The following is a 13,119-nucleotide window of genomic DNA, read 5'->3' on the forward strand; positions in this document are numbered from 1 at the left end:
TTCGACCGAGCCGACCTCGATGAAGGCCGGGGCGAGGCCGGAGAGGTCCGCAGCTCGGGCCGGGGCGGCATACGGCGAGACGTCCTCGGTGCCCCGGCGCGGGCCGAGTAGTGCGGCCCAGCCGGTGCGGTTCGACCGGCCATCCCACATGCCGATGGTCTCCAACTGCACGGCCGACGGCGAGTCGCAGCGGTCGTCGAGCATCGGGAACTGCAGGAGCTGGCCGAGCACGGGCGGGCCGCCGCGGTCGCGGGCCAGCAGCGCCAGGCCCGCCGCCAGCGCTCCGGACAACGACTCGCCCGCGCTGGCTAGATTCCTTGCTGTTGCCGATCAGGGAGGGTGCCATGACGAACCCGCGCTCGGCCATCTGGTTGCCGATCTTCGACGAGCTCGCCGACCCGATCGTGGTGGCGCGGCTGGCGGCCGAGGCGGAGGAGCACGGCTGGGACGGCGTGTTCGTGTGGGATCACCTGCGCTGGCGCGAACCGGTCGTGGATGTCGCCGACGCCTGGATCACCTTGGCGGCTATCGCCATGGCCACCGAGCGAGTGCGGATCGGTCCGATGGTCAGCCCGCTACCGCGCCGCCGGCCGGCCAAGGTGGCCAAGGAGACCGCCACGCTGGACCGGCTGTCCGGCGGGCGGCTGACCCTCGGCGTCGGCATCGGCGAGGACCGGTTCGGCAGCGAGTTCTCGATGACCGGCGAGCACCTCGAGGTGCGGATTCGCGCGCAGATGCTCGACGAGTCGCTGGAGATCCTGGCCGCCGCCTGGTCGGGTGAGCCGGTGCGGCACCGCGGCGAGCACTATACAGTGGACGGACACTCGTTCCTGCCCACCCCGGTGCAGCGGCCCGGGATTCCGGTGTGGGCGGCGGGATTCCCGGGCAAGGTCAAGCCGATCCGCCGGGCCGCGCGGCTCGACGGGTTCTTCCCGGTCAACCTCGAGCACCCGGACCAGCTGGCCGAGGCCGTCGCCACGATCAGCGCGCTGCGCGGTGCCGACGCCGGGTCGTACGACATCGCGATCCCACTGGCTGCCGGCACCGAGCTGGCACCGTACGTGGCGGCTGGCGCCACCTGGTGGATGACCGCGTTCCCCTGGGAGGCGATGTCGGTGGACACCGTCCGCGGCGTGATCAAGGACGGCCCCGCCCGCGGGTAGCGTGATCGCCGCGAGCATCGAGTTCCTGATCATCGTGGCCCGCCCGGCGCCAGCGTGTCGAGCTCATGCGCGACGTGCTCGTCTACTACCGCAACAACCCGAGCATCCTGTTCTGGGGGGCCGGAAACAACTGGATCACCGCCGACCACATGCGACAGATGGTGGACCTGCGCCGCGCCTGGGACCCGAACGGTGGGCGGGCCATGGGCTGCCGCGCCATCTCCGGCGATCCGGCCTGGGGGACGGCGGCGGTGGATGCCGCCGAGTACGTCGGCACCATGCTCAACCGGCACTACTCGGTCTACGCGCGCGACCGCAAGCCGATCATCGAGTGCGAGTACACCCCGCGACGAGGCGCCCCGCCGGGTCTGGGACAGCTTCTCCCCACCCGACTTCGGTTACCTCACCGGCCCGGACGTCACCTACCACTGGAACTCCGAGGAGTTCGCCGGCACCCTCGCCGCGAGCCTGCGGTACGAGTTCTGGAGCCAGCGCATCCAGAACCCCGCCTCGGACCTGCACATCATCGGACACTGGACCTACCCGGCCGGCACCAGAAAATCCGTCTACGTCATGGCTTCGGCCCCGGTACGCCGGGTCCGGCTCCTGGTCAACGCAACCCTGGTGGGCGACAGCAGCTCACCCAGCTTCGACTTCCTCCACACGTTCCCCAACGTCACCTGGCAGTCCGGCCCATCACCGCGATCGGGCTCGACGCGGCCGGCACCGAGGTGGTCACGGTGCTCCGGGGACGCCGGGCTGTTGACCAACATGCGGGCCGGCCGCCGGCAGCGGCCGAGCTCTACCGGGCTGGCTTGTCGCCAGCCAAGATCGCTGAGCGGTACGGCACCACCACCAGCTCGGTGCGGAAGGGCCGAGGCGCCAAGGTCGATTGAATCTGGTCGGCAGCAGAATCCGGACCGCGAGACCCAGCTACTGCCAGCCACGACCGTATTAGGCTGACGTGGCCCACGATGCTTGGCCTGCCCCGGCCAACCCTCCCATCCTCTGGCGCGTGCCGGGCAGGCCTGCGGTACGGAGGAAAGCGCGTGAAACGATTCTTGGCATTCGCCGTGTCCTTCTTGCTGTTGATCTCATTGCAGGGACCGGTGCCGGCCTTCGCGACGGTGGCAGAGGACGACATTCCGGCGTGTGATGCCAGCGACCCGGATTTCGGAACCAACTGCGAGGACGCCGAAGACGAGGAGGATGCCGAGCTCCGCGACGGCTACCTTGACGCGCGGCAGATCCCCGGCGACGTCATCACTCCCGGCGACATCGACCTGGCCAACCAGCAGGCGGCCGCCATGCCGGAAGAGCTGCACGGCCTGATCAATCCGAATTGGGCCTTGGTGGGCCCGTCCAATGTCGGCGGCCGGGTGACCGACATCGCGCCGGACGGCACCCATCCCGGTCAGGTATACGTGGCCGTGGCGACCGCCGGTCTCTGGAAGAGCACCGACGGCGGCGTGACCATGACCAAGGCCTGGCCGGACGCGTTTCCCCAGTCGCTGGGCGCGGTCACCGTTGCGCCCAACGGAGACGTCTGGGTGGGTACCGGGGAGGTCAACCCAGGCGGCGGCAGCCTGAGCTACGGCGGCGACGGCCTCTACCGATCGAGCGACCAGGGGACCACCTGGACCCGGGTCGGGCTGGAAGGGTCGAGCACCATCGGCGCGATCAGGTTCAACCCGCAGCACCCCGACGTCGTCTACGTTGCCGCGGGTGGCTCGCTGTTCGCCGAGGGTGGCGTCCGCGGGGTGTACAAGTCGACTGATTACGGCACCACCTGGACTCGGATTCTCCAAGGTGTCAACGGCTTCACCGGCGCCACCGACATCGCGATGGATCCCGCCAACCCGGACCGGCTCATCGTCCCGATGTGGGATCACCATCGCGAGTGGCTGTGTCGCTGCTATGCCGGACCGGGAAGCGGCCTGTACCTGACCGCCAACGGCGGGGCCGACTGGACCCGCCTGGACAACGACCGGATCACCTCGTTCACCCCTGGTGACACCATCGGCTTCGCGTCCAGCACCAACACGACCACCACGGCCCAGGCGCGCATGGGTGTGGCATTCGCGCCGAGCAACCCCGACCGCATCTACGTCACGACCGGCAACTGGTCGCAGACCGAGAACGGAGCGGGCCCGACCCAGCGCGGATTCCGCGGCTACTACCGCTCCGACGACGGTGGGGCGACGTTCCGGACCGTGAACCCGGCGAATGCGGGCGGCGATACCGTCTGGACGTCGAAGATCTGGGTCGACCCGGTCAATCCCGACCGTTTGTTCGTTGCGGGCGTCAGCCTGCGGTCGTCCACCGACGGGGGAGCGACCTGGGCCACCGTGACCAGCCTGCACGCCGATCATCATGCGATGGCGTGGGACCCCACGGTGCCCGGCCGTGTCTACGAGGGCAACGACGGTGGCTTCTACTCCTCGACCGCCAATGGTGTCAGCGGCACCTGGACCGAAGCGATCAATGAGCCATGGACCCAGTTCTATACCGTCGACGTCAGCGAACAGGACACGGCCAGGGTCGTGGGCGGTACCCAGGACAACGGTTGCCTGCGCTCCTGGGACTCCGCCGGCGCGGTCGTCCCCGCCTGGGGGTCCTACGGCGGCTGCGGTGACGGCCTCTACACCGTCATCGACCCGAGCAACCAGAACAACGTCTACGCCTGTTCCCAGTTCGGCGTGTGCGCGCGTTCGGTGAACGCCGGCAACACCAGCACCCGTTTCATCAACGCGACGACGTCCGACCGGCGCAACTGGCAGACCCCGGTGGTGCTCGACCCGAGCACACCGTCGACCGTCTACTACGGCGGCAACCTGCTCAACCGTTCCACCGACATGGCGGTGACCTTCACCGTGGTCAGCCCGAGCCTGAGCAACCCGGCCTCAGGCACCGATCCGTCCTATCCCTTCGGGACGATCACCACCGTCGCCGCCGCGAGAACCGACCCGAACATCATCTATGCGGGTACCGATGACGGCTGGCTCTGGTCGTCCCGGAATGGCGGCACGACCTGGACCCGCTTCACCGATCCCGTACTGCCCAGCCGGTGGGTGACCCGCGTGGCCGTCGACCCGACCAACGCTCAGGTGGCCTACGCGACCTACTCGGGCCTGCGCAACGCGGACAACAATGCGCACGTGCTGCGCACCATCGATGGCGGTGCGCATTGGAAGGACATCAGCGGCAACCTGCCCTTCGCACCCACGCAGGACATCGTCATCGACCCGCGCAACCCGAACCGTGTCTTCGTCGCCAGTGACCTTGGCGTCTTCACCGCCAATGTGGCCAAGGCCAACGGCCAGAATCCGTCTGTCCGGTGGCTTCGGCTCGGCCGCGGACTTCCCCGCGCGCCGGTCAACGACCTGGAATACCAAGCCGCCACGAACACCCTCTACGCGGCCACGTATGGCCGCAGCGTGTGGAGCATTCAACTGGACCGCGACGACAGGTAACCCAGGGCCGTTTCAAGATCGTTTAAGCAGCGGCTCAGCACGTGCTACCCAAGGCCGATGGTGTGCCGGTGGTGCGGGACCTCGGCGATACCTCGGTGTCCATTGTGGAGTGGGTGAGATGAAGGGGGCCTTCGTCACGCTCAGCGTGAGGGAGGCCCCCTTCATCGCACGACTGCCGAGCCACTGGAGTTCCTGGCGTCACCACGGTCCCCATCAGCAACAACAACCACTCAGGTGATCTTGAAACAGCCGTGACAGGTAACCCGAGGGGCTGATACGGGCGGTCGGTTCGTCGCGTACGGGCGACCGCTCGTGGCCCGTGAGCCGGCTCCGTCATGGCGGCGTGGGGTCTGGTGTCTTGTAGTGCGGGGGCGGAGAGGGTGGTTGCGGTGCGTTTGCGGGTTGGTCTGGTGGTGCTGACGGTGGTGGGGACCGTGCTGGCGGTTGCGGTGCCGGCGCCGGCGGGGGTGCGGGGTTGGGATCGTGTGGTGCCGGTGCGCAATGTGGTGGCGAGTTCGCCGGTGGCTGGTGGGGGCTATCCGGATCCGGGCGGGGTGCCGGTGCCGGGGACCTGCACCGGCGGGATGATGAACTCGAACCGTTCGGAGTCGTGGCTGGCGGTCAGGCCCGGTACTGAGGATCTCGTTGGCGCGTCGAAGTTCTTCTTCGACCGGTACAGTACGTTCTACAACTTTCACCTGGGTTCTTACACCATCGGCAATGGTGCGGTGGCGGGCAACAATCAGGTGCAGGGCTATGAGTGCACGACGACCGGCACGCAGGCGATGCCGCCGAGTTGGACCAATAACACCGATCCGAACGTCGCGTTCGACACGAGGGGTCGGGCTTACCAGGTGACGTTGCCGTTCAACGCGTATTGGACGAATCTGCATCCGGACGGAGCGATCGATCTGTCCTACAGCGATGACCTGGGCCGGACGTGGGTGAAGGGTAACGGGGGCCGGGATCTGGAGCAGTCGCCCAATGCCTCGTCGTTGCAGTTCGGCCATGTCGAGGACAAGCAGTGGGTCGCGGTCAACGCGATCGCGGGTTCGCCGTTCCAGGATCATGTCTATGCGGCGTGGGCGGTGTTCAACGGGCAGACCACCAAGGTTCGGATGGCCGTGTCCCGTGATCGCGGGCAGAGCTTCGACACCGCGTTCACGCTGTCCGCGCCGGCGCAGGTCGGTCCGGCGGTCACCTACGTGATCCCGTCGGTTGACGCGGCGGGCACGGTGTTCGTGTCGGTGGTGTCCTTCCCACCCAACGGTGGCGCGTCGACCGTCTACGTCACCAGATCCTCCGACGACGCGCGCACCTGGAGCGATTTTGTGGCGGTGACCGATGTTGGGATGCTGCCGATGGGTGCCTTGCCCAACACCCGGTTCCGGGACGGCGCCACGGAAAGCTTCGCGGCCAGCCCCACTCATCCCGGGCACCTCTACCTGACCTACGAGGACTGGACCGGCAGCCAGTTCGATGTGAAGTTCACCCAGTCCACCGACGGTGGGCGCACCTGGTCGGCGCCGGTCGTGGTCAACGACGACGGCACCGCGACCGACCAGTTCCAACCCAGCGTCGCGGCCGGACCCGGTGGTGCGGTGGCGATCGCGTTCTACGACCGCCGGGCCGCCTGCCCGCGGGATCCGTCGGTGCTGCCCGCCGATGTCGGCCGGCGGAACTTCTGCATCGACACCTCACTGCAGGTCTACGCCGATCGCGGCTCGGGTGCGGTGCCGGTCGGCGGCAATATCCGGTTCTCCACGTTCACCTGGGATCCGGAGAACCCCGCTCAGCACGTGGGCGGCCTGGGCCAGGCGGCGTGCGTCAGCCACGCCGACCCGTGTGAGCTGACCTTCATCGGCGACTATTTCGGGCTCGCGGTCTCCGCCACCCAGGTCTACGGCCTGTTCGTCTCCACCCACTACCCGTCCAGCGTCCGCGCCGACGAGGGCGGACCGGTCTACTACCAGCAGCAGGTGCTGGCCTCGGCCGCCCGCTCGGACCTGGGCATCTGATGCCGGTAGGCCCGCAGGGATGGCTGCGGGCCCACCGGTTCCGGGTGCGTCAGCTGGGGTCGGGGAAGGTGCCGCCGAAGATGTCGGAGTTGCCGAACGTCGGCGGGCAGTCGGTGCCGGGTGCGGGTGCGACCGCTGCCTGACCGTCGGCCAGAGCCTGGCGGTAGGTGTTGATCGCCGGGCACACGGCGGCGTCGCGGACGTCGTTCCAGACCGCGACGGCGTTGGTGTCGGTGGCCACCACGTAGTTGTAGTCACCGAGGAACTCGCTGATCAGTCCGTTGGCCGAGGAGCCTCGGGCGTCGCCGACGGCGCCGCGGTGCAGGTCGGCAGCCGTCCTGGTGGACACCTCGATGTGGCGCACCACCCCCTGCATGAGGCGGGCCGGTGCGGTGGTGACCTGCCAGGGCTGCAGAAAGGCGTCGTAGGCCAGGTAGACGTCCGCGCCGTCCGGGGAGATCGCGACGGCGGGGAAGTCCGGCCGGTCACCGGCGGCGGCGCCGTTGGCCACCAGGGTCGAGAAGCTGGCGCCGTGGTTGGTGGACGTCAGTACCGGTGCGGTCTCGTTCGGGCCGGGCGCGGTCACCGACCGGGTCGGCCCGTTCGGGAAGGTCAGCACCACCGTGTCCGTTGGTGTCGCGCCGCCGCGTGCGGTGCCGAACGGCGCGCCGTTGGCGATGTCCGCACTGGGGAACGTGGAGGTGCGTGCTCCGGCGATGCCGTCGAAGGTCAGCCGGCCCTGGTTGGGATCGAACAGGCCGACGTCGACCATCCGGGTCACGGCGCGCGCCCGTTCGAAGGTGGTGCCGCCGTCGAACGAGCGGGCCAGCAGCGTCACCGAGGCTCGGCTGGGCAGTTCGGTGCCGGCCCAGAACACGTACACCACGCCCGCCGAGTCGGTGCGGACCGTGCAGCCCTGCCGGCCGCCGGTCGCCCCGGTGTTGGTGGCCGGGCTGATCTGCCGCTGCCGCCAGGTGTCCCCGCCGTTGGTGGAGGTGGCGACCATGACCGGTTCGGGTGCTCCACCGTTGCCGTTGGAACGGAACGCGACGTTGCACACGTAGACGTTGCCGAAGAACGGGCTGGACTCGACGTCGTCCGCCCACACTTCTTCCTTGTCGGAGAACGTGGTCTCGCTCTGCCGGGTGATGAGAACCGGTGCGTGCCAGGCGTTGTTGTTCCCGGCGATCGCGGCGGCGACCTGGTCGGAGTCCAAACGGGACACTCCGATCGCGGACGGGCCGGGGAACGTGTCGGTGCCGGGCACGTGGCCGACCAGGTTGGCGAAGTAGAGCCGCTGCCTGGCCCAGCTGAACCCGCCGGTGCCGTCCGGCGCGGGTCCCCACACCATGGCCGGGTCACCGTTGGACGCCAGCCCCGCCTCCACGTAGCGGGGCAGGGTGCCGATCGGGCCGATCCGCGGAACGCAGGCGGCCGGGCCGGTGCAGTGCCGGGCGGACAGGCCGGTGTAGGTGGGCTGGACGAAGCTCTGCCCGCCGTTGGTGGAGAAGTACACCCCGGTCACCCCGACGCCGGGGGTGAACGGGCAGGTGTTCGCCGCGCCCGCGGCGCACAACTCCAGGTCGATGTTGTCGTTCGCCCCGGCCACGACCAGGTTGGGCGCGACCCGGTTCACCGCGACCTGCGGCTCGTTCTGCTTGTTCTGTGAGAACCCGGCCTGCGGGCTACCCACGGTCACCCTCGAGTCACCGCCCGGCTGCGCCCCCGCGGGCGTTCCGGCAAGACACAGGGAGCAAATACTGAATGCAGCTAGTAACCGTAATCCGCGCATCACCATCTCCTTACGAGAGGTATGGAGCTGCGCCTGTCAAGGACACCCGTAGCCACTCCGGTATGACGCGACGAGTCGACACGAACCGCACAATCTTGCCGGGGGAGAAGATTGTTTAAATGTGAACCGAGCGTGCTTGGTTGTTGACGGACTGTCTGCTTACCCTCGGGGCACCCTGCTCACTCCTACGACCCTGCTGGGTACGGCCGTATCGACGTGCCCGTGTGAAGGAGTCCTTGTCATGCAACGAATCAATCGCGGCTGGCTGGCCGCGATACTGGTGAGTGCGACCGTGTTGGCCGGCTGCTCCACCGCTCCCATCACAACTCCAGACAGCGATCATGATCAGCCGCAGCTCAATGCCGCGGAGCGCGACGGTGAAGCCGAGGGGGAGGCCACTGTCGACGCGGATGCGAAGGGCAGCCCGCCGGAGGCGTTCACCGTTCCGGGCAAATCGGTACAAATTGATGTTCGCAATCTCACGGCGCGGCCGGTCAAGAAGGAACGCCCGGAGGTCGAGGCCGAGCTGCACGATCCCGGCTCGCAAGGTTCAGGGCCGCAGGCGGCGGTGCAGACCAGTGTTGGGGTGACAGCGGCGCCGGCGCCGGTAGTGAACGTGAAGGGATTGGACTTCAACACGTGGGGTGCGGGGCATCCGCCGGACACCAACGGTGCGGTCGGACCGAACCACTTTGTGCAGACGGTGAACACGTCGATCGGGATTTTCGCCAAGTCGAACGGGGCGCGGGTGGCGGCGTTCACGTTCGACGATTTCTTTGCCAACAGCGGGACCGCGGAGTGCGACGCGAACAATGGTGGCGACCCGACGGTGATCTACGACGCCCCGTCCGGGAAGTGGGTGATCGCCGACTTCGCGTGGCTGGACGTCAACCGCGGCCCGTTCTTCGAGTGCGTGGCGGTCTCGTCGGGGTCGGATCCGGTGACCGCGACGTGGACGTTCTACTCGGTGCCGGCCGGTGACGGGCGGTTCCCGGACTACCCGAAGTTCGGCTCCGGCCCGGACGGCGTCTACTTCACCATCAACAACTTCCGCCGCAACACCTACACCGGCGCCGGGGTGTACGCGATCAGGCGGGAGACGCTGGGCACGGCGGCGCTGTCGGTGCAGCACGTCACGACCAGCTCGAGCTTCTTCAGCTTGCTGCCGGCCAGTCTCAACGACGCGCCGGTGGCCGGTGCGCCGGAGATCGTGGCATCGGTGTGGAACAGCCGGCTGACCGTGTGGACGTTCCGAGTGGACTGGGCGAACGTGGCGAACACCCGGTTCACCCAGGTCGCCAGCCTCGCGGTGAGCTACACCTCGGTCGGGCGGATCCCGACACCGGGAGAGCAGGTCGACAGCCTGTCGCCGCGGGCGATGAACCTGGCCCAGCAGCGCGGCGGTTCGCTGTGGCTGACCCAGACCGTGGCCGCCGGCAGTACCTCGGGCGTGCGCTGGTACGAGGTGACCGGGCTGTCCGGCACCCCGTCGATCCGCCAGCAGGGCACCTTCGCCCCCGCCGACGGCCGGTTCCGCTGGATGCCCTCGGCGTCGGTGGACAAGCAGGGCAACATGGCCGTCGGCTACAACGTCGGCAACGCCACCCAGCACCCGGCCATCCGCTACGCCGGACGGCTGGCCACCGACCCGCTGAACACCCTCGGCCAGAGCGAGACCTCGCTGATCGAAGGCACCGGCTCGCCGGCCAGCGGCAACTTCAACCGCTGGGGCGACTACGGCCAGATGAACGTCGACCCCACCGACGGCTGCACCTTCTGGTTCACCACCGAGTACTACGAAACCACCGGAGCCAATTGGCAAACCCGGATCGGCTCCTTCAAGTACCCGAGCTGCGCCTGACCGTTCGGTTCGGCGGTGGCGACGAGTTCCTCGGCGCCACCGCCTTCGTACGTGCCGCACGGCCCGTATCGGTGCGGTGCCCCGCCGCCGTGAGGACACTGACATCGCGGTGCGTCGGGCCGACCTGCCCGTTCTGCGTGCCCATGTGCGCGATTGGCATCTGTGGCAGAACAACTCCGGCTGGCTGTACCCGTGGCTGCCCGGTGAGGACCTACACCCCGATTGCGAAGTGCCGTGGGATCGTGCGCTGCACGAGGTGGATGGCGTGTGGTACCTGCGGCCGGAGATCGCCCCGCTGCACAAGGCACACCTCAACCGTCCCCAAGACCGCGCCGATCTCACCGCTGCCGCCCTCACCGACGAGGCTCGCCAGCGGCTGGCCAGCAGCCTGGAACTGCTCGGCCACCACCACTGGGCGATGCCGGCCGTATCCGCACAGCCATAACGACACCCCAAACCGCAACCTGCGTAGACACGCCGCGCACTCTCGTGCCGAATTGAGTAGGCAAGGCTTTCGGCGGCTTCGATATGCGCGGTGTGCTCGCCGCCAAGATCAGGTCCTAGGTGGTGGGTGCCAAACCGGTCGATTTCGGCAGAGGCGCATAGTGGAATTTCACATGATGGTGTCGGAGCCGGCGGTTGACAGGGTGTTGGCCCATTCCGATCTTGGGATGGTTGGGTCGAGCGACCGGTTCGTCGTTCGGCACGCTGGTTCCCTGTTGTCGGCGGGGTTCCCGCGGTGAGAGCACCGCAGCAGCTGGTTGCTCCCGGGTACTGGTCAATTCTTGGACAACCGGACCGTCGGTCTCATGCTGTTCTCGGTGCGGCCAGGGCCGGCCGGAATACTGTCGGCAGGTTGGTTAGGCGCCGTCTGGGAGGGCATGCGTCGATGTTGTCCGATTCGATACCGCGGGTGTTCATCTCTTACGCCCACGACAACGACGAGCATCGGGATCGGGTTCTCACGTTTGCTTCGTTCCTGTGTGCGCAGGGGATCGACGCTGCGCTGGACACCTGGTGCGAGGACGACTCCCAGGACTGGTACGCCTGGGTTATCAGGGAGCTGACCGCGGCGGACTACGTGCTGGTCATCGCGTCACCCCGGTACCGGGAGGTCGGCGACGGCTCCGGCCCGCAGGACCTGCACCGGGGTGTCCAGGCGGAGGCCGCCCTGCTGCGGGAACTAATCTACGAAAATCGCGACCATTGGCGGCAGCGGATCCTTCCGGTCCTGCTTGACGGCCACGGGCCCGACGAGATCCCGCTGTTCCTGCAACCGCACAGCGCCAGCCGCTACACGGTGCGCGCGTTCACCGTGGCGGATGCCGCTCCCTTGCTGCGGGTGGTGCTGCGGCCCGTTCACGTGCCGCAGCCGGTGGCCCGGCCGCGGAGCCTGCCGCCTGCCGGTACGCCCGCTGGGTGGGGTGCGATTCCGGTTTCGGTAAAAGAAACCGACACCGTCGCGTGGGCCCGGCTTCCCGGTGCGGTACCGGACGCGGGTTCGCGCAACCCGGTCCCGCGGCAACTCCCGGTGCGCCACAGGCAGTTCGTCGGCCGTCAATCCGAGCTGGATCGGCTCGCCACCCTGCTCGGCGCCGCCGCCTCGGAGAGCGGCACGGTGATCATCACCGCGATCGCCGGCACCGCCGGTATCGGAAAGACCGCGCTGGCAATGCATTGGGCTCACCAGATCAAGGATCGCTTCCCCGATGGCCAACTCCACGTCAACCTTCGCGGCTTCGACCCGCAGGCTCCCACCGACCCGAGCCAGGCCCTCCACGGTTTCCTCGAAGCCCTCGGTGTCGTCCCCTCCGGCATCCCCAGCGACCTCGACGCCCGTGCCGCGTTGTACCGCAGCATCGTTGCCGACCGCCGCCTCCTGATCATGCTCGACAACGCCGCCTCCGCTGCCCAGGTTCGCCCCCTGCTGCCCAACACCCCTGCCTGTCTGGTGATCGTGACCAGCCGCAACAGCCTCGAGGGCCTCGACGTCCGCGAAGGCGCCAACCGCATCACCCTCCGCGAACTCCCCGATCCCGACGCCCGCGACCTGCTCGCCCAGCGCATCGCACCCGACCGCATCGCCGCCGAACCCGAAGCCACATCGGATCTGATCAAGCTCTGCGCCCGCCTGCCGCTGGCCCTGAGCATCGTGGCCGCCCGCGCCGCCAACCACCCGCTCGCGAGCCTTGTCCGCCAGCTCGAAGATGAGCGCAACCGCCTCGACGCCCTCAACCTGGGTGACCCCGACCTCGACATTCGAGCGGTGTTCTCGTGGTCTTATCGCGCCCTCTCACCCGAGGCCGCCCGCCTCTTCCGCCTTCTCGGCCTTCATCCTGGGCCCGACATCGACCACCATGCCTGCGGAGCCTTCATGGATCGGCCCCCGCTCACGGAACTCACCACAGCCAACCTTCTCGACGAGTACCGCCCAAACCGGTTCCGATTCCACGACCTCCTCCGCGCCTACGCTGCTGAGTGTGCCGATCGTGACGAATCACCGTCCGAGTGGCATAGCGCCATGCGGGACATCATCGACTTCTATGTGGCGACTGCGACACTCGCAGATTTTCGCATTATGCCGTGTCGAGACGGTGAGGTCCGTGCCGAGCCGGTTTCCGCGGGCTTGCCGGTCATTGCCACGGTAAGTGATGCGATGGACTGGTTTATGGGCTCTTCGAACTTGATCGGGGTGTGACGCCTCTCAGTGGCTGTGGGTGAGTGGCTGGTGGGGGTGGGTTGGTGGGGCTCGTGGCTGTTGTTGATCATTCCTGTTGTCGACGCAGGATCACAACAGAACAGCCACGAGCAT

The 13,119-nt window shown here is 68.0% G+C and carries 8 protein-coding genes and 1 pseudogene; 7 read left to right on the forward strand and 2 right to left on the reverse strand.

The features are described from left to right. Positions 1-3: 3 nt before the first annotated feature. Positions 4-291 (reverse strand): annotated as a pseudogene (locus VGR06_RS44020) (alpha/beta hydrolase fold domain-containing protein); the annotation flags it as partial. A gap of 53 nt (positions 292-344) precedes the next feature. Here VGR06_RS44020 and VGR06_RS25065 point away from each other — a divergent pair. The 4 genes from VGR06_RS25065 to VGR06_RS25080 all read left to right on the forward strand — a co-directional run bounded on the left by VGR06_RS25065 (position 345) and on the right by VGR06_RS25080 (position 6,654). Continuing rightward, positions 345-1,163, forward strand: a complete 819-nt coding sequence (locus VGR06_RS25065) for an LLM class flavin-dependent oxidoreductase (protein WP_327561565.1) — start codon at positions 345-347, stop codon at positions 1,161-1,163. A gap of 65 nt (positions 1,164-1,228) precedes the next feature. Next, the gene (locus tag VGR06_RS25070) at positions 1,229-2,059 is read left to right on the forward strand and encodes a glycoside hydrolase family 2 TIM barrel-domain containing protein (RefSeq protein WP_327561566.1); all 831 of its coding nucleotides are present in this window, start codon (positions 1,229-1,231) and stop codon (positions 2,057-2,059) included. A gap of 153 nt (positions 2,060-2,212) precedes the next feature. Then, complete coding sequence (locus tag VGR06_RS25075) at positions 2,213-4,636, forward strand: WD40/YVTN/BNR-like repeat-containing protein (RefSeq protein WP_327561567.1); 2,424 nt, start codon at positions 2,213-2,215, stop codon at positions 4,634-4,636. A 389-nt stretch (positions 4,637-5,025) separates the two neighbouring features. Next, positions 5,026-6,654: a sialidase family protein gene (locus VGR06_RS25080; protein WP_327561568.1), complete on the forward strand. Its 1,629-nt coding sequence runs from the start codon at positions 5,026-5,028 to the stop codon at positions 6,652-6,654. A gap of 49 nt (positions 6,655-6,703) precedes the next feature. Here the strand turns inward: VGR06_RS25080 and VGR06_RS25085 are convergent, their stop codons facing one another. Then, a complete protein-coding gene (locus VGR06_RS25085) occupies positions 6,704-8,353 on the reverse strand; it encodes a sialidase family protein (protein WP_327561569.1) in 1,650 nt (549 codons plus the stop codon). Positions 8,354-8,687: 334 nt separating this feature from the next. Here VGR06_RS25085 and VGR06_RS25090 point away from each other — a divergent pair, with 334 nt between their 5' ends. The 3 genes from VGR06_RS25090 to VGR06_RS25100 all read left to right on the forward strand — a co-directional run bounded on the left by VGR06_RS25090 (position 8,688) and on the right by VGR06_RS25100 (position 13,005). Then, positions 8,688-10,307, forward strand: coding sequence for a hypothetical protein (locus VGR06_RS25090; protein ID WP_327561570.1), 1,620 nt, complete (start codon positions 8,688-8,690; stop codon positions 10,305-10,307). A 109-nt stretch (positions 10,308-10,416) separates the two neighbouring features. Continuing rightward, positions 10,417-10,752, forward strand: a complete 336-nt coding sequence (locus VGR06_RS25095; protein ID WP_327561571.1) for a hypothetical protein — start codon at positions 10,417-10,419, stop codon at positions 10,750-10,752. 468 nt (positions 10,753-11,220) lie between these two features. Continuing rightward, entirely contained in the window at positions 11,221-13,005 is a 1,785-nt protein-coding gene (locus tag VGR06_RS25100) for an SEFIR domain-containing protein (RefSeq protein WP_327561572.1), read from the forward strand. Positions 13,006-13,119 lie beyond the last annotated feature (114 nt).

Origin of the sequence: Actinophytocola sp. (genome assembly GCF_036002505.1) — a bacterium.
Classification (GTDB): domain Bacteria; phylum Actinomycetota; class Actinomycetes; order Mycobacteriales; family Pseudonocardiaceae; genus DASYTH01.

Excerpts from the sequence above, each read along its gene's own strand:
- VGR06_RS25070 (WP_327561566.1), top strand. The coding sequence starts at position 1,229 with ATGCGCGACGTGCTCGTCTACTACCGCAACAACCCGAGCATCCTGTTC.
- VGR06_RS25090 (WP_327561570.1), top strand. The coding sequence starts at position 8,688 with ATGCAACGAATCAATCGCGGCTGGCTGGCCGCGATACTGGTGAGTGCG.
- VGR06_RS25065 (WP_327561565.1), top strand. The coding sequence starts at position 345 with ATGACGAACCCGCGCTCGGCCATCTGGTTGCCGATCTTCGACGAGCTC.